This is a genomic window from Longimicrobium terrae (assembly GCF_014202995.1).
Taxonomy (GTDB): Bacteria; Gemmatimonadota; Gemmatimonadetes; order Longimicrobiales; family Longimicrobiaceae; genus Longimicrobium; species Longimicrobium terrae.
Genome location: NZ_JACHIA010000004.1, coordinates 52,137 through 68,951 on the forward strand (window position 1 = coordinate 52,137; position 16,815 = coordinate 68,951).

15 protein-coding genes are annotated in these 16,815 nt (G+C 67.4%); 11 read left to right on the top strand and 4 right to left on the bottom strand.

What is annotated here, in order from left to right:
- Window positions 1–338 precede the first annotated feature (338 nt).
- From HNQ61_RS09070 to HNQ61_RS09105, 8 genes are all read left to right on the top strand, one after another.
- Window positions 339–2,819: a DNA translocase FtsK 4TM domain-containing protein gene (locus tag HNQ61_RS09070; RefSeq protein WP_170035629.1), complete on the top strand. Its 2,481-nt coding sequence runs from the start codon at window positions 339–341 to the stop codon at window positions 2,817–2,819.
- A 230-nt stretch (window positions 2,820–3,049) separates the two neighbouring features.
- A complete protein-coding gene (locus tag HNQ61_RS09075; protein ID WP_170035630.1) occupies window positions 3,050–3,331 on the top strand; it encodes a toll/interleukin-1 receptor domain-containing protein in 282 nt (93 codons plus the stop codon).
- A gap of 281 nt (window positions 3,332–3,612) precedes the next feature.
- The gene (locus HNQ61_RS09080) at window positions 3,613–4,437 is read left to right on the top strand and encodes a toll/interleukin-1 receptor domain-containing protein (RefSeq protein WP_170035631.1); all 825 of its coding nucleotides are present in this window, start codon (window positions 3,613–3,615) and stop codon (window positions 4,435–4,437) included.
- Window positions 4,438–4,463: 26 nt separating this feature from the next.
- Complete coding sequence (locus HNQ61_RS09085; RefSeq protein ID WP_170035632.1) at window positions 4,464–6,353, top strand: M48 family metallopeptidase; 1,890 nt, start codon at window positions 4,464–4,466, stop codon at window positions 6,351–6,353.
- Between the two features lie 314 nt (window positions 6,354–6,667).
- Complete coding sequence (locus tag HNQ61_RS09090; RefSeq protein ID WP_170035633.1) at window positions 6,668–8,245, top strand: glycosyl hydrolase family 28-related protein; 1,578 nt, start codon at window positions 6,668–6,670, stop codon at window positions 8,243–8,245.
- A gap of 208 nt (window positions 8,246–8,453) precedes the next feature.
- Window positions 8,454–9,014 (top strand): hypothetical protein, encoded by a 561-nt coding sequence (locus tag HNQ61_RS09095; RefSeq protein WP_170035634.1) that lies wholly within the window; start codon window positions 8,454–8,456, stop codon window positions 9,012–9,014.
- A 92-nt stretch (window positions 9,015–9,106) separates the two neighbouring features.
- Window positions 9,107–9,274 carry a hypothetical protein gene (locus HNQ61_RS09100; RefSeq protein WP_170035635.1) on the top strand — a complete coding sequence of 56 codons (168 nt, stop codon included), beginning with the start codon at window positions 9,107–9,109 and terminating at the stop codon, window positions 9,272–9,274.
- 158 nt (window positions 9,275–9,432) lie between these two features.
- Window positions 9,433–10,359, top strand: a complete 927-nt coding sequence (locus HNQ61_RS09105) for a LolA family protein (RefSeq protein ID WP_170035636.1) — start codon at window positions 9,433–9,435, stop codon at window positions 10,357–10,359.
- 82 nt (window positions 10,360–10,441) lie between these two features.
- Here HNQ61_RS09105 and HNQ61_RS09110 read toward each other — a convergent pair whose 3' ends face one another.
- The 3 genes from HNQ61_RS09110 to HNQ61_RS09120 form a co-directional block, all read right to left on the bottom strand.
- On the bottom strand, window positions 10,442–11,098 hold the full coding sequence (locus tag HNQ61_RS09110; protein ID WP_170035637.1) for a DsbA family protein: 657 nt from the start codon (window positions 11,096–11,098) through the stop codon (window positions 10,442–10,444).
- Window positions 11,099–11,100: 2 nt separating this feature from the next.
- Complete coding sequence (locus tag HNQ61_RS09115) at window positions 11,101–12,153, bottom strand: BF3164 family lipoprotein (RefSeq protein ID WP_170035638.1); 1,053 nt, start codon at window positions 12,151–12,153, stop codon at window positions 11,101–11,103.
- A gap of 93 nt (window positions 12,154–12,246) precedes the next feature.
- Window positions 12,247–12,468: a hypothetical protein gene (locus HNQ61_RS09120; protein WP_170035639.1), complete on the bottom strand. Its 222-nt coding sequence runs from the start codon at window positions 12,466–12,468 to the stop codon at window positions 12,247–12,249.
- Window positions 12,469–12,817: 349 nt separating this feature from the next.
- On the opposite strand from HNQ61_RS09120, the gene HNQ61_RS09125 reads away from it, so the two are divergent.
- Window positions 12,818–13,321: a YajQ family cyclic di-GMP-binding protein gene (locus HNQ61_RS09125; RefSeq protein WP_170035640.1), complete on the top strand. Its 504-nt coding sequence runs from the start codon at window positions 12,818–12,820 to the stop codon at window positions 13,319–13,321.
- A 60-nt stretch (window positions 13,322–13,381) separates the two neighbouring features.
- Here HNQ61_RS09125 and HNQ61_RS09130 read toward each other — a convergent pair whose 3' ends face one another.
- Window positions 13,382–13,621, bottom strand: a complete 240-nt coding sequence (locus HNQ61_RS09130; protein ID WP_170035641.1) for a hypothetical protein — start codon at window positions 13,619–13,621, stop codon at window positions 13,382–13,384.
- A 297-nt stretch (window positions 13,622–13,918) separates the two neighbouring features.
- Between HNQ61_RS09130 and hemL the strand changes: the two genes are divergently transcribed.
- Both hemL and HNQ61_RS09140 read left to right on the top strand, forming a co-directional pair.
- Window positions 13,919–15,235: a glutamate-1-semialdehyde 2,1-aminomutase gene (gene hemL, locus HNQ61_RS09135; RefSeq protein ID WP_170035642.1), complete on the top strand. Its 1,317-nt coding sequence runs from the start codon at window positions 13,919–13,921 to the stop codon at window positions 15,233–15,235.
- Entirely contained in the window at window positions 15,186–16,574 is a 1,389-nt protein-coding gene (locus HNQ61_RS09140) for a SpoIID/LytB domain-containing protein (RefSeq protein ID WP_170035643.1), read from the top strand. The genes hemL and HNQ61_RS09140 overlap by 50 nt, the downstream gene beginning before the upstream one ends.
- Window positions 16,575–16,815: the final 241 nt, after the last annotated feature.

The following is a 16,815-nucleotide window of genomic DNA, read 5'->3' on the forward strand; positions in this document are numbered from 1 at the left end:
CGTGAAGCCGCCGGACAGGTGGACCGGCGCGAACGCGGAATCCTGCGTCGCCGGCCCGTGCCCCGCAAGGACGCGGTCCCAAGCGCCCTGATCCACGCGCCGAAAAGCCGCCACCGTGCCGCACTCCCCGCACTCCCCGCGACCTCCGCGGACCCCCGCGGCCTCCGCGTGAGATGCCCTGACCGCCCGCCACCGAGCGACACCCGGCCGTCCGCGCGCGGAAATTGGCGCACCCGTTGGCCGCGGGCGAAAATCGCACTATCTTGGACGTTCAGCTGTTTCTCCGGCGCGGCTCCGCGCCTCTCCGTGTTTCTTTCCGCACGATCCCGCTGGACCCCGTGAGCCCTGTGTTTTCACTGGATGACAAGCAGCGCCGCGAGCTGTGGGGACTGGGGCTGTTTTCCCTGGGCCTGCTGCTGGCGCTGAGCCTGTTTCCCGTCGCCGTCCTCGGCACCGCGGGACGCGTCTTTCCCGCCGGCAACGTGGTGGGCGTGGTGGGCGGCGGCCTGAACCGGGCGATCTTCGGATTCCTGGGGATCGCCTCCGTCGTTCTTCCCACGCTGGCCGTCATCTGGGGCGCCTTTGCCTATCGCAAGATCGAGGCGGCGCCCGTGGTGCGGTGGAGTTGCCTGCTGCTGGGCCTGTCGCTGGTGATCCCCGCCACGGTGAGCGTGCTGAGCGGAACCGCGGGGCAGCCGGACGGCGCCGCGGGGTGGCTGGGCGCGGCCTTCGCCCTCCTGCTCGTGAGCTTCGTGGGCACGGTGGGCGGCTCCATCATCCTCTTCTTTCTCTTTGCCGCGCTGTGCATCGCCACGGTGGGGTGGAACCCGCTGCGGACGCTGCTGCGCGGCGGGCAGTACGCGGCGTCCCGGACGCGCCAGGCCGCGGTGGCGCTCCCCCGTCCCACGCTCGCCCTCCCCAGCCCGCTGATGCTCGTGCCCAGGCGCGGCGCCTCCGTGGCGGACGAGGAGGATGAGGACGACGACGTTTCGCCCGTTCCGCTGCGCCCCCGGCCCGCGCAGGGCCAGCGCCCGGCGGAGGTGGAGGACGACTTCGAGGACGCGGACATCGAGAGCTGGGAGCCGGAAGACGTCTTCATGGATCCGGACGCCACGCTGCTGGACGGCGTGATGCCCGCCGCGCCCGTACCCGCCGCGGCGCGCGCGGGCGCCAAGCCGGCGGCAAAGGCGAAGCCCGCCCCGTCCGCACCCCCCGCGCGCGGCCTCAAGGCGGAGCAGGGCGAGCTGCTTCCCGAAGACAGCGGCGATCCGTTCGCCAACGATCTGCCCACGACCGGAATGCTGGTAGCGCCCCCGGTGCGCGACGAAACGCGCAGCAAGCTGGAGTTGGACAAGCTGGGGCAGGTGCTGATCGACAAGCTGGCCACCTTCAAGATCGAAGGGGAGATCGTGGGGATGACGGCCGGCCCCGTGGTCACGCAGTTCGAAATCAGCCCCGCGCCGGGGATCAAGGTGGCCCGCATCGCCAACCTGGAGGCGGACCTGGCGCTGGCCCTGCGCGCGCCGTCCGTGCGCATCGTGGCGCCCATCCCCGGCAAGGGCGCGGTGGGCGTGGAAGTGCCCAATCCCACGCCGGAGATGGTCTTTTTTCGCGAGACGGTGGAGTCACCCGCCTTCCGCACCAGCAAGGCCGCGCTTCCGCTGGCGCTGGGCAAGGACATCGCCGGCCGCCCGACGGTGGTCGACCTGGCCAAGATGCCGCACCTGCTCATCGCCGGCGCCACGGGCTCCGGCAAGTCGGTGTGCGTCAACACCATCATCACCTCCCTCATCTACCGCCACACGCCGCGCACGCTGCGGTTTCTGATGGTGGACCCCAAGATGGTGGAACTGTCGATGTACAACGACCTTCCCCACCTGCGGCACCCGGTGGTGACGGACAACAACGACGCCGCCGCCGTCCTCAAGTGGGCGGTTCTGGAGATGGAGCGCCGCTACGAGTTGCTGTCGGTCAACGGCGTGCGCAACCTGGCGGATTTCAACAAGCGGCTGGAGCAGGGCGGCATCGTGCGCTCCCCAGAGGCGGACGGCGACGAGGGCGATCCGGACCGCTGGCTGTACAAGGGCGGCGAGCTTCCGTACATCGTCTTCATCATCGATGAGCTCGCCGACCTGATGATGACGGTGCAGGGAGACGTGGAGAAGCCGCTGGCGCTGCTGGCGCAGAAGGCGCGCGCCATCGGCATTCACCTGATCCTGGCCACGCAGCGCCCGTCGGTAAACGTCATCACCGGCCTGATCAAGGCCAACTTCCCCAGCCGCATCGCCTTCCGCGTGTCGTCCAAGGTGGACAGCCGGACGATCCTGGACCAGAACGGCGCAGATGCGCTGCTGGGCAACGGCGACATGCTCATGCTGCCGCCGGCCAGCAGCGAGCCCGTCCGCCTTCAGGGCGCGTACCTGTCGACGGAGGAGACGGAGCAGCTGATGAGCTGGTACCGCGAGCAGGCGCGCCTGCGGCGGGAAGAGGCCATCGAGCGCGGGCTGGACCCGGGCACCATCGCCGAAGCGAACATTCTGGACGAGGTGCGCGCGCAGGAGGACAGCGGCGAGCTGGAGGCCGACGAGGAGCCGGGCGAGCGCGACAAGCTGTTCCGCCAGGCCGCGGAATCGTGCATCCAGCACCAGGGCGGATCGACGTCGCTCCTCCAGCGCCGGATGCGCATCGGATACGGCCGCGCAGCGCGCATCATGGACCAGCTGGAAAAGGCCGGCATCCTGGGCCCGCCGGACGGCAGCAAGCCCCGCGACGTCCTCATCGACTTCGCGCAGCTCGACAGCATCTGCGGCGACAACTAAGTCCACGATTCTCTCCCACTGGCGTTTCTCCGGGCCGCTCACGTTTGTGGGTGGCCCGGACTTATCTCCGGGCTCGTCTCCCGTGCATCTTGCGTCTTACTCCGCAGATACGTTTCTTCGTTCGGCACCTCATGGTACTCCTGAGTACCGCGATCCTCTGGGCCGAACGGTATGAATCTGGTCGACGATCTGGACGATCGTTGTAGCTGACCCCTACGCGGAAGGTGCTGATGTGGAACTTCTTCATCTCGCACGCAACTGAGGAGAAAGACGCAGTAGCCCGACCACTTGCAATCGAATTAGGAGCAAGAGGTTTCACAGTCTGGTACGACGAGTCCTCGCTTGTTATGGGAGACAGTTTACGCCGTTCGATAGATGCAGGTCTTTCTCAATCACGATTCGGCGTGGTAATTCTAAGCAGGCATTTCTTTTCGAAAGAGTGGCCACAACGAGAGTTGGACGGTTTGGTTTCACGAGAGATCGGCGAGGGCAAAGTCATCCTGCCGGTTTGACACGAGGTCACGCGGGAAGAGGTCGTGAGCTATTCTCCTGTATTAGCGGATCGATTGGGAGTTAGCACAAGATTGGGCATCTCCGGTGTAAGCGATGCCATTGTTCGGGCCTTCGGCGCTCCAGAAAGGTAAATTACTGCCTAGGCATGTTTCCCCGCAGGCTCGGGACGTAGATGCTCCCAAAGGGTAGGGATGACACCGAGGAGAACGGGTTGCGCAGGGTCTAAATCCTGTGCTTAGGACCAAGATCTTAGAGTCTCGTAAACGGATCGAGTAAGCAGATGGCAGAAGTGTTTTTGTCCTATGCGTCTGAAGATCGCGATGAGATTGCGAAGCCTCTCGCGGAATTGCTGACCCAACTCGGCGTATCCGTGTGGTATGATGAGACGCAGATCAGAGTTGGCGATAGCATCCGTCGCAGTATTGACGAAGGACTTGCGATTTGTAGGTACGGGGTTGTTGTTCTGTCGCCCACCTTCCTCTCGAAGCACCACACCCGACGTGAGTTGGATGGATTGGCGCAGAGGGAAGTGGCCGGTGAAAAGGTTATCCTGCCGATTTGGGTCGATGTGGATGTGATGGAGATACGGCGTTTCTCTCCTCCTCTCGCTGATCGAAAGGCACTGCTTTGGGCTGACGGATTGTACGCGGTTGTGACAGAACTGCTTAAAATCGTGCGTCCAGACATTCATGAGAAGTTGGTACAGAAAGCAGAGCATGGTTCGATTCCTCGAGTAGCTTCCGGCCAACAACTAGCACGGATAATCGGTGGAGCACACTTCTCATATACCATGAATGATGATTTCGAGAGCGAGGAGGAGATGGAACTCGTGAGCAGCTTCATGCAGGAGTTGCAGGACTGGAGTGATCTGTGGGGCGACTTTGATTTGCAAGATCGAATCAGAACCGAGTACCGTGTTTCCGAGTTGTTGAATGATTTGCACCAAGCGGGTTGGACTGTCCACGCTGCCCGAAGGTCAGGGAAACGCATCATCGCTGGCGTCGAAGATGTCTGGACATGGTCTGAAGTCGCGGTAATCCGCGGAGAAGTATCGCGGGTCTCTCGCATCAATGAGGGGTTTGTAGTTGTACGCCTGCCGACCTAATCACCTCCGACCCTCCATTCTGACCGATGTCCACTGTTGATGAAGCGCGCCTGAGCCGGCTCGCCGACTTCGCGCGCACGCACCCGTCGCGCTACCGCACGCGCGTGGCGCTGCTCGCCGTGCTGGGCTACGCGTACCTGCTCGGCGCGCTGCTGATTCTGGGGCTGATCACCGTGGTGATCTTCGTCACGCTGTACCGGTTTCGGCTTGCAAGCGCCGGAATCAAGCTGGGGATCGGGCTGCTGTGGCTGATGGGATTGGCCCTGCGCGCGCTCTGGATCCGCCTGCAGCCGCCCACGGGGATGCCGCTGACGCGCGAGAACGCGCCGGCGCTGATGGACGAGATCGAGCGCATGCGCGTGGCCACCGGCGCCGGCCCGCTGCACCAGGTGCTGCTGACGGAAGACCTGAACGCCAGCGTCATGCAGCTGCCGCGGCTGGGCATCTTTGGCTGGTACCGCAACTATCTGCAGCTCGGGCTGCCGCTGCTGGCCAGCATGACGACGGACGAGTTCCGCGCGGTGCTGGCCCACGAGTTCGGCCACATCTCCGGGCGGCACAGCCGGTTCGGCACCTGGCTGCACCGCGTGTCGGCCACGTGGCACCGCGTGGACGCCGAACTGCGCGAGCGGCCGCACGGGGCGCAGTTCATCTTCACCAAGTTCTTTGCCTGGTACGCGCCGTACTTCGCCAGCTACTGCGCCGTGCTGTCGCGCCAGCAGGAGTTCGAGGCGGACCGCGCGGCCGCCGCCGCGGCGGGAAAGGATGCGGCCGCGGCCGCGCTCTGCCGCATTGCCGTGGCCGACATGTACCTGGGAACCACCTTCTGGCCCCGCGTCTTCCGCGACACGCGGCAGCAGCCCACGCCGCCCGCCGGCATCTACCGCCGCCTGTGGCAGGAGTCGCGCGCCGCCGTCGCCGAGCCGCGCGCGGACCAGTGGCTGCGCGGCTCGCTGGGCGCCCCCACCGCGCCGTGGGATTCGCACCCGTCGCTCGCCGAGCGCCTGGCCGCGCTGTCCGCCACCGCGCCCGTGCCCCCGCCGGTGGAGGTGTCGGCGGCGGACGCGCTGCTGGGCTCGGCGGCGGACCGGTGGGTAGAGCCCATGAGCCGGTCGTGGGAGTCCGCCGTGGACGTCGCGTGGCGCGAAAGGCATCAGCAGTTCCTCCGCAACCAGGAGCGGCTGTCCGCGCTGGAGGCAAAGGGCTTCCTCGTTCCGCTGGCGGGAGACGAGGAGCTGGAGCGGATCCGCCTGGTGCACGAGGTGCGGGGGATGGACGATGCCGTGCCGCTGATGCAGGCGTTTGTGGACCGGGGCGAGCAGAACGCGGAGGTGCACTACAATCTGGGCGAGGCGCTGCTGGATCGCGGCGACGAGGCCGGGCTGGCACACCTGCAGACGGCGATGGAGCTGGAGTCTGGCTTCATCATCGAGGGATGCGCGATCATTGCCAGTTACCTGGCCGGCGCGGGGCGGCCGGACGAGGCGGTGCCGTACCGCGCGTGGGCGGAGCAGCACGCCCGGGTGCTCAACGTGGCGCACGAGGAGCGCCTGACCACCAACCTGCGTGCGGGCGACCGCTTTCTGCCGCACGGGCTGGATGCGGATCAGCTCCAGGCGCTGCGGACCGCGCTGGCGATGGTGGGCGGCATCAAGCGGGCGGTCCTGGTGCGCAAGGAGGTGTCGGCCATGCCGGAGGTGCCGCACTGGATCATCTTCGTCACGCGCTCCGGGCTGCGGTGGAGGTCGGACTCGGAAGCCGCGGGCGCGCTGATCGAGCGGGTGCTGCACGCCTGCGAGCCGCTGGGCGGCACGCAGATCGTCGCCACGGCGGAGGCGCAGTACAAGCGGATGGCGCGAAAGGCGGCCAAGGTCCCCGGCTCCGAGGTGTATCCCGCGCTCGGCAAGCGGCGCTGATCCGCATCCGATCTCGTTCGAGCCCCGGCACGCGGAGAAACCGTACTGGCCGAACGGTCTGATCCGCCACAGAGACCTGTCCGGTCTGTCCGCCCGCGGCAGTCGTCTGACGGTTCCTCCGCCGTTCGGGAAACGCGCCGCACACGATGACGAAGAGCCCTTTCCCGCACCCCGGGAGAGGGCTTTTCACGTCCACGGAAACCGCTTCGGAACGAGTGCAAAGTTGGGCTGCCGCTTCGGCTTATCTTCGGCTAATCTTGGATCGCGGGTGATGGCCCGCAGCACTCCAGAGCCGCAGACGAAGGGATCGAACGATGCCGACCTACGAAGGAACCATTCGCGACACCGGTGGAGCCGTATTCGACGTGCGCAGCTCGATTTACGCGGGTGGCGCCACAGGCAACGGTGTGACGAACGATACGGCCGCCATTCAGGCCGCGGTGAACGCCGCCGCGCTGGTGCGGGGCACGGTTCTCATCCCGCCCGGCACCTACGTGGTGACCTCCATCATCCTGGCGCCCGGCATCCGGGTCAGCGGCTACGGCGCCACGCTGCTGCGCCCGGCCAGCCAGCCCAACTTCACCCGCACCCTGTCTGTCCCGGAAAGCGGCACGGGGTCGTGGGGCGGCGCCACCGATTCGGCGCCGCTGGTCATCGAGGGGCTCACCATCGACGGCAACTCGGCCAACCAGGGGGCGTACCGCAACTACGAGCAGCAGCAGTCGCACCTGATCTTTCTGTCCGCGGACGGCGCGCAGGCCGGGCGGCTGCGCGCCACCCTGCGTGACCTGGTGCTCAAGAACTCCGTCGCGGACGGGGTGCAGATCTACCGCAACGTCGACGCGCAGATCGTGGACTGCCGCGCGGACGACTGCTTCCGGGGCGGCGTGGTGGTGGGCGGGGGATACACCATCGTTCAGGTGCAGAACCTGATCACCACCGGCAAGACGGACCGCACGGGCATCGACATCGAGCCGGACGGGGCGGGGTACGGAAACACGCTGGCCACCCGGATCACGCTCGACGGGCTGGTGCTGGACGGCGACTTCGACATCGCGGTCCGGACGGGCTCCACCGTCCTGGTCAACGATGTCATCAGCGGGCCGGCCTTCTACCTGGAGGCGGCCGCGGATTCCACCGTCCGCATCAGCAACTCGCGCTTTCAGCTGGATGCGGGAGGCGCCACCATCGTGTTCCCGCACGACGTGGCCTTTGAGGACTGCAAGTTCGAACTCGCCGCGGGCACGCGCGCCATCAACGTCCAGTGGAACGGGCTGGGCGCCGCGCCGGAGCACCAGCGGCTGCGCTTTCGCGACTGCGATTTCACCGCGGCGGCGAGCGTGGCCACGGCGGGCACCGCCGTCGCCATCCACACCGAGCCGGACTACCCGGCCCGCGACAACCAGCTGTACGTGGAGGGCGGCTCCGTCTCCGGCGGGTACGGGACGGCGATGCAGATGGGGCAGGGCGGCATCTGGATCGTCAAGGACGTGGAGATCAACGCGGCCACCGCGTTCGACTGGAACGCGCGCAACACGGACTTCGGCGACCTGACGCACGGCCGCATCCGCATCGAGCGGGTGTTCTTCAACGGCACCAGGTACATGCACGTGGCCAACCGCAGCACGGCCAACGTGCTTGACCAGCGCGACGTGCTGCTGGAAGAGGCGCAGAACGTCATCACCTCCAGCTACGGGCTGCAGGACAACCAGTACCGCGGCGGCCGGCTGATCCGCGTCGCCTCGTCGCCCATCGGACGCTCGGTGCCCGGCTTCATCGGGGACGTGGCGCGCCTCACCCCGCCGGCTGCGGGGACGGCGTACGAGTGGGTGTGCACGGCCAGCTCGGAAACGGCCGCCACCTGGAAGCTGGTGACCTCCGTCGCGGCGTAGGCCAGCACTCCGCGATCGGATGAACAAAGGGGCCGGTGCGCACTGCACCGGCCCCTCTCTGCGTGCGGGCCGGCGCCATTCCGGGTGCGATCAGAGGCGCCGGAACATCCGGATCTGCTCCCGTGGCACAATCCCCGCTCCAGTTTCGCGCCGAGGCGGGGATCCGTTTCCATCGATCCTCCACAACGGCATGGACGGAGGGAGCGACTTGTTCAGAGCACGAGTTCTTTGGGTGATGGGGTGCGCGGCGGTGCTGGCTTCGGCGGCGTGCGCCAGCGGCGGCGGATCGGGGGCCTCGCGCCCGAACACCAGTCCGGGCGGGGTGGAGACGCGGGTGGATCCGGCGTCGCCCAACGTGCAGTACGTGGGTCGCGAGCAGCGGGTGACGGAAAACGGGCAGAACACCAGCTACTTTCTGCGCAGCTTTCGCAACAAGACCTCGGGCGCGGTGTCGCACCAGCTGTACGTGACGGACCGCTACCGGGCGCGCGAGTACCGCAACTGGGCGCGCGCGTCGGGGCCGGGAAGCCAGACGCTGCAGTACGTGGCCATCAGCCGCGACGTGGAGCAGTGCGGCGACACGGCCGGCTGCCCGCGCGTGGAGGCGTTCGGCGTCACGCTGCCGCACGCGGCGCTCACCCGCGCGGCCGCGGCCGGCTACACGGTGCGCGTGTCCACGCGAGGCGGCAGAACGGTTTCGCTGCCCATTCCCGGCGCGGTGGTGCAGGCGCAGCTTCAGGCCATCGCACAGCCGCTGCCCCGCTCCTGATCCGCGCAGTCCGCGCTTTCGGTTGATGAACGGCGGTCGAGCGGTTGATCGGCCGCCGTTCGCGGTTCATCCGCCGGCGGAGGTCGGGGTAGATGCGCGACGTGGATGATGATGATGATGATGATGATGATCAGCGGCGGTCGATGGTGGATGCGAACCGTCGGTGGGAGATCGTCGACGATGGCGGGTCGAGCGTGAAACCGGGATCATCATCGAAGATCATCGACGCCGGTCATCGATCATCCGTTCTCCCTCGATGATGCCCGATCCTGCATCCTGGATGGGCGATGCCGGAGCCGGAGACCACGGGCGGCGAATGCGCGGCGGGGCTGGCGATTGACCCGGCAGGAACGCAGGTTGCTTCGGCCGGGTATCCACGACCGAGGTCCTGAACCGAATTCCATCGAGTAGACGATAGATGATCAAGCTTCACTCCCGCGCCACGCTCGCCCTCGCGGCCATGACGCTGGCCGCCTGCGGAGGCCGTGAAAGCAGCGCGGCTCCCGGCGACACCCCGGCCGAAACTCGTCCCGAGTCCGCCGCGCCGGCCCCGCAGGGCACCGCGCCGCAGACCGTGACGGCCGCGGGCGAAGGCGCGCAGGCCGGGGTCGCGGGCGCGGCGGAGGGAACCGCGCTTCCCGCCGGAACCGCCGCCACCCCGGTGACGGCTCCGGGCGCCGCGACGGTCCCCGGCGGCGCATCCGCCGCTCCGGTCAAGCCGGCGGCATCGACCGCCGCGCCGGCGCCGGCCAAGAGCCAGGACCGCGCGGCGCAGATCCTGGCGGGCGCGGAGCGGGCGGCCAACGGCATCCGCTCGCTGGAGGCGGACTTCACGCAGTCGCTCACGGTGCCGCTGCTCAACAACAGCCAGCGCAGCACGGGCAAGCTGTACCAGCGCAAGCCGGACCGCTTTCTGATGCGCTTCAGCGATCCGCAGGGCGACGTGATCGTGGCGGACGGGCAGCACTTCTGGCTGTACTATCCCAGCAGCGACCGCACCCAGGTGGTGCGCACCAGCATTGCCGCGGGCGGGCAGGCGGTGGACCTGCAGGCGCAGTTCCTGTCCAACCCCAACCAGCGCTTCGTGGCCACGCTGGTGGGCGAGGAAAGCGTAAGCGGCCGCCCGGCGTACGTGCTGACGCTGGTTCCGCGCGGCGCCTCGGCGTACAAGCTGCTCAAGATCTGGGTGGACCGCGAAGATTCCATCGTCCGCCGGTTCGAGATGACGGAGGAGAACAACTCGGTCCGCCGCGTGGACCTGCGGAACGTGCGCACCAACCACGCGCTGGCCGACAACCTGTTCACCTTTACGCCCCCCGCCGGCGCCCGCGTGTTCGATCAGTAGCACGCGCCTGACGGAAACAGAAAGGCCGCCCGCGCGACTGTCGCGCGGGCGGCCATTTTCGTTCGCTCCGGAATCCCGGAAGTTACCGGGCTCCGGAGATCATCGAGTCCAGTTCCGCCTCGCTGATGGCGCCGGAGTACAGGCGGCCGTTCACGATCAGGCTGGGCGTGCCCGGCAGTTCGAGCTTGGCGGCCGTCCTGGCGTCCGCCTCTACCCGTGCGCGGGCGGCCGGGCCCGCGACGCAGCGGTTGAAGGCGATCGTGTCTGCCACGCCCGCCGCCGTCGCGAACCGCGCCCACGGGCGCTCGCCGATGGAGTCCTGATTGGCGAAGAGCAGGTCGTGGTATTCCGCAAAGCGCCCCTGTTCGCCCGCGCACTCGGCCGCGGTGCCGGCAGCGACCGCGTGCGTGTGCTGCGCGAGGGGGAAGTGCCGGTAGACCACGCGAAAACGGTTCGGCTGGCGGGCCTGCATGTCCCGGATCGTCTTGCTGAGCCCCGCGCAGAACGGGCACTGAAAGTCCGAGAACTCCACGATGGTGACCGGTGCATCCGCGCTTCCCAGCGCGGCGCCAGTCTGCGCGTACTGCTTCCAGTTGCGGATCGTGCGGGGCCCCTGCTCGCGCGCCTGCCCGGAGTTTGGCGGAAAGAAGTTGTTCCGCACCGCCATCCCGGTCACCGCCAGTGCGCACAGGACCATAAGCCCCGTCGCCAGGTTGGACACGATGTTCTTGGTGGACATCTTCAGTTCGGGATCTGAAAGGTCAGGATGGCGGGTTCCGGCTCGTGACGCGACGCGTACAGGGTCCGATGGTCGGCGGAGAGCGCGAGTGACAGCACAGCTGTGTCGAGCTCCAGCACCTTCACCAGTTCACCATCCCAATCGAAAACGTGAATGTATCGTCCGAACGATGAGGACGGCCCGAATCCCTCGCGGGTACGCCCGGAGAACACGGCATAGATGTACTCATCCGTGGAAACCACGCTGGAATATCCGATGCGCATGGCGTCTCCAGACGACATTGTCAGCATGCCTCCGGCATTCGCGACGGTGTACTGCGGATCGAAGTGGAAAGGGCCGCGAACTTTGCGTACCAGCGTTCCGTCGTTCCGAAAGATCTCCAGCTGGTCGGCGTAGAACGTGGCGATCGCGAGCAGCCCGCGCGAGCGCGACGCGGTCATCCCCCCCACCCAGGCTTGCTGCAGCACGCTGGGTGGTGTTCCCGGGGCGCTTGGGAGTGTTCCCGCACCCCGCAGAAACTTTCCTTCGCTGTTGAAGAACGTGAGACGTCCCCGATCAGAGAAGTTAGGACTCACCAGGAGCGTATCGTTCAGCCATAGAGGCTGAACCGGCAGGACCTCTCCCGCCAGAAGGAGGGTGCGGGCGCTCGCGGGGTGGAACGGGGTTGCCGGATCCACCTGTGTGAGACGTCCCAACGAGATGTCAAAAACCCAGGGCGGGTCTCCCGCGGACCTGACCGCGAAGGATCTCGCGCCCTCAAATTCACCCGGTCCTTTACCTCTTCGACCAATGGAGCGTACCCGATGGCCGTCCCTGGTGGAAATGACGTGGACGGCGGAATCGGTCGCCCCATCCAGCACAAGCAGATAGTCTCCGCTGACGAGCATCCGCCCCGGCATTCCCAGAAATGAGCCGGACGCAAATACCCGGCTGTTTACCTTTACCGGCCGGAGTGAGCTATGGTCCAGTTCGGCGGGGCCGTACTTGAGGGAAGGGGCCCGCTCTCCGCATGCAGTCACGCAGGCAAAGGCTGCCAGGAGGAGAAACTTCTTCATCCGGGTAGTGGATGGCGGGAGTAAGGCGTTGGATGGATCGCGGGAGTTCGTGGGCCCGCGATTTTCAGCGAGTACGTCTAGGGCTGGTGTGCCTCAGCACGGACCGTCTGACTTGTAGTACTTCCAGGTGAGATTGCCGGTCGGAGTGATGCAGGTTGCTTCGGCCTGGGGACAACAGGTACCGAAGCCCGGGTTCTTGATGACCTGGGCACAGGCCGTGTTCTCCACGATGCCCTGCGAGGGGGAAAACGCGAGCGGAGCCGCGCCGACCGTGACGGCAAGTGCCGCGGCGCGAAGGATGGTGTTCTTCTGCATGGGTTTATCTGAAAGGAGGGGTGGGGCCCACGAACGCGGAGGGATGTATGCTGCGTGAATCAGCGGCACGGCACTGGAAAAACGTCTCCATTGGAGGTGGATTTCAAGCTAATCATGGCCGTTTGGTCCTGCAAGTACCTTGTTTCTCTTGATGTAAATGAATGTTTTTGCCTTTCTTTTACGCGCACGGAATCGGCCGAAAACCTTCCTTGCAATCTTTCCTATTCCTCGTCCTTATCCTGTGGGTGTTTTGGCAGAACGCGGCCGCACCACCCCATCCGTCTTGCCGCGCCCGGTTCGGGCGGCCTACATTCGCGGCTGCACGTTCAACCGCCACCCGGACTTACGTATGGCCAAGACCTCCACGTTCGACATCACCTCCAGCGTAGACCTGCAGGAGGTGGACAACGCCGTGAACCAGGCCCACAAGGAAGTCGCGCAGCGCTACGACTTCAAGGGCGCCACGGTCGAGATCGAATTCAGCAAGAAGGACGGCACGCTCAAGCTGCTGGCCGACGACGAATACAAGCTCACCGCCCTGGTGGATATCATCCAGAGCAAGCTCATCAAGCGCGGCGTGCCCATCCGCAACCTGGACTACGGCGAGGTGGAGTCGGCATTCGGCGGCAAGGCGCGGCAGACCATCACCCTTGTGCAGAGCATCAGCACCGAAAAGGGCAAGGAGATCGTGAAGTCCATCAAGGAAGCGGGCTTCAAGAAGGTGAACGCGCAGATCCAGGACGAGCAGGTGCGCGTGACCTCGGCCTCCATCGACGACCTGCAGGCCGTGATTGCCCACCTGAAGAAGGAAGACTTCGGGCTGGAACTGGCGTTCGGCAACTTCCGCTCGTAGAACGGAAAACGCCTCCGCGGCCCAGGCCGCGGAGGCGTTCTTTGCCGGCGAAGGCCAGGGTCAGTTCATGCCTTCGGTCTTGTCGCCCTGCGCGGTGTCCACGGCCGCCGCGTTTTCGTGGCCGGCCGCGTTCTGCATTTCCTTGCGGGCGCTGGAGGTGTCGCCTTCGCGCATCTCCTCGCTGGCTTCCTGCCGGTCGCTCTGCGCCTCCTCGGCGTGGTCTTCGGCGTTGTCGTTGCACGCCGCGGCGCCGGTGGCCAGCATGCCGGCAAGCAGAAGGGTCCAGATACGCTTGGTCAAGGTGTTGCTCCGTCAGGAAGGGGGACGTTGAACTTCTCGTCCCGTCGCAGGCAAATGCCCGGCCACGGCGGCGGGGGCGGGCCACGGCGTGAACAGCCGCCCCGGTTTTCGCCCGTCTGCGACACGCCGCATGACCCGCGGATCGCGGCGCCTGGTGCCCGCGGCCCGGTGAATGCCGTACATCCGCGTCCCGCCGCCGCCATTCGCCAATCGGGACGAGGTCGTCGCTGGCGCAGCGGCCGGCGGGGAGCAGGGCAGTGTGCGTTTTCGTCATCGGAATCTTCATCGCCGGATCGAATGACCGACATCAACAACGCGGGGCCGCGGCAGACCGCGGCCAGCAGCGAACTTTTCCGCCGCGCGTGCGAAATCACCCCGGGCGGCGTGAACTCGCCCGTGCGCGCCTTTCGCGGCGTGGGCGGCGAGCCGTTCTTCGTGTCGCGCGCGCAGGGGTCGCGGCTGTGGGACGCGGACGGCAACGAGTACATCGACTACGTCCTGTCCTGGGGCCCCATGATCCTGGGCCACGCGCACCCGGCCGTCGTGCAGGCGGTGACGGACGCGGCCCAGCGCGGCACCAGCTACGGCGCGCCCACCGAATCCGAGGTGCAGCTGGCGGAACTGGTGCGCGACTTCGTGCCGTCCATGCAGCGCGTGCGCTTCGTCAACAGCGGCACGGAAGCGACCATGAGCGCCGTGCGCCTGGCGCGCGGGTTCACCGGCCGCGACATGATCCTCAAGTTCGAGGGCAACTACCACGGCCACGGCGACAGCTTTCTGGTCAAGGCCGGCTCCGGCGTGGCCACGCTGGGCCTGCCCAACTCCCCCGGCGTCCCGGCGGAACTGTCAAAGCTGACGCTGACCGCGCCGTACAACGATCTGGAAGCGGTCGAAGAGATCTTTCGCGCACACGCGGGTAAGATCGCCTGCGTGATCCTGGAGCCGGTGGTGGGCAACGCGGGCTTTCTGCCGCCGGACGACGGCTTCCTGCACGGGCTGCGGCGGATTACGGAAGCGGACGGCTCGCTCCTGATCTTTGACGAGGTGATGACCGGCTTCCGCGTGGCCCCCGGCGGCGCGCAGGAGCGGTTCGGCATCGTCCCGGACCTGACGACGCTGGGCAAGGTGATCGGCGGCGGGCTGCCGGTGGGCGCGTACGGCGGCCGGGCCGACATCATGGACCACATCGCCCCGGTCGGCCCCGTGTACCAGGCGGGAACGCTGTCCGGCAATCCGCTGGCGATGGCGGCCGGCCTGGCGCAGCTGCGCATTCTGCGCGACGAGAACCCGTATCCGGAGCTGGAGCGGCGCACGCGGCGGCTGGTGGCGGGGCTGCTGGCCAACGGGGCGGAGCTGGGCGTGCCCATGTCGGGGGGCAGCTACGGCTCCATGTGGGGCGTATTCCTTGCTGCGGGCCCGGTGCGGACCTTTGCGGACGCGAGCGGCTCTGACGTGGCGATGTTCCGGCGCTTCTTTCACGGTGCGCTGCAGCGGGGCGTGTTCTTCGCGCCCTCCGCGTTCGAGGCCGGCTTCCTCTCCACCGCGCACACCGATCAGGACATTGATGAGACGATTTCCCGCGCCCGTGACGCGCTCCGCGACGCGCTGGCGTAGCCTGGCGGGCGCCGCGGCGCTGGCGCTGGGAGCGTGCACGCCGCGTCCCGCCATCCCCACCATTCCCGTGGTGGTGATTCGCGACACGGTCACGCTTCCCGCCACGCCGCCACCGACAACCACGCCGCCGCGCCCCGCTGTTCCCGACACGGCCGCGTTCCCCGAGGCGCTGCTGGCGCCGGCGGTGCGCGTGGGGCTGGTGGTGGATTCGCAGCGGGTGGAGGTGGGCTCCACGGGCGCGTTCACCGTCCTGACGCAGGATGGGCGGACCGTCGCCTCCGTCCCCGCGGGCGGAACGGCGACCTTTTCCGGTTCCGGCGGCACGATCTCGCTCACGACGCGGCAGGCGTCGGGCGCGGGCGGGCCGGGGGGCGCGGGGCTTCCCGCGCCGCTGGTGGTGCGTTCGGCGGACCCGCACGGAACGCTGCTGGTGAGGGGCGCACCGTACCGGGGAGAGATGCTGGTGCAGCGCGGGCCGCGCGGCGGGCTGACGCTCGTCAACCGGCTGGACATGGAGAATTACCTGCTGGGCGTGGTGCCGCGGGAGATCGGCCGGTTCGAGTTGGACATCTACGAGGCGATCAAGGCCCAGGCGGTGGCCGCGCGGACGTACGCCGTGGCGTACCAGGGCCGGCGGTCGGCGCAGGGCTTTGACGTGTTCGCCACGGTGGAGGACCAGGTGTACGGCGGCGTGGCGGGAGAGAACGCGGTGGTGAACCGGGCCGTGCGCGAAACCGCGGGCGAGATCCTGGCGTACGAGGGGCGGCCCATCAGCGCCTACTACCACAGCACCTGCGCCGGCTACACCGCGGCGATCGAGGAAGTGTGGAACAACGCCCCGGTGCCGTACCTGCGCGCCGTGCGCGACGTGGACCCGCGCACGGGCGAGGCGTACGACCGCTCCAGCCGCCTGTACCAGTGGACGGAGCGGTGGACGCAGGAGCAGCTGGTGTCGGTGCTGAACCGCACGCTGGCGGATTCGCTGCGCGGCCGCCGCATCGGCGAAATCCGCGACATGCGGCTGCTGGAGCGCACGCCCTCCGGCCGCGTCCGCGCGATGCGCATCGACACGGATGCGGGCTCGTTCACCGTGGGCAAGGACCGCGTGCGGTGGATTCTGACGCCCGCGCGCGGCGGAACGCTGAACAGCAGCAAGTTCGACGTGCAGCTGGCGCGCTCCGGCGGCCGCGTGACGGAGATCGTGGCGACGGGTGGCGGATGGGGGCACGGCATCGGGATGTGCCAGATCGGCGCGATGGGCCGCGCCCGCGCCGGCCAGGACTACCGCACGATTCTCCGGGCGTACTATCAGGGGGCGGAGCTTCAGGATCTGTACTGAGGGGAAGTGCGTGAGTGCGGGGTGCGGGGTGCGTGAGTGCGAGGGATAAGTGCTCAGTGCCTGGTGCCCGGAGTTCACGGGCGGCCCCCACCCGGGCCGGCACCACCGGCCCACCCTCCCCCAAAAAAGACTGGGGGAGGGTTGGGGCGGGCGGGTTGCTCGGTGCTGGAGGCGCAGCTTCTTCCCGGCTGACAGTATCCTGAGCGAATGAATCCGCCGCTCAAACAGCGGGAACCCCCGA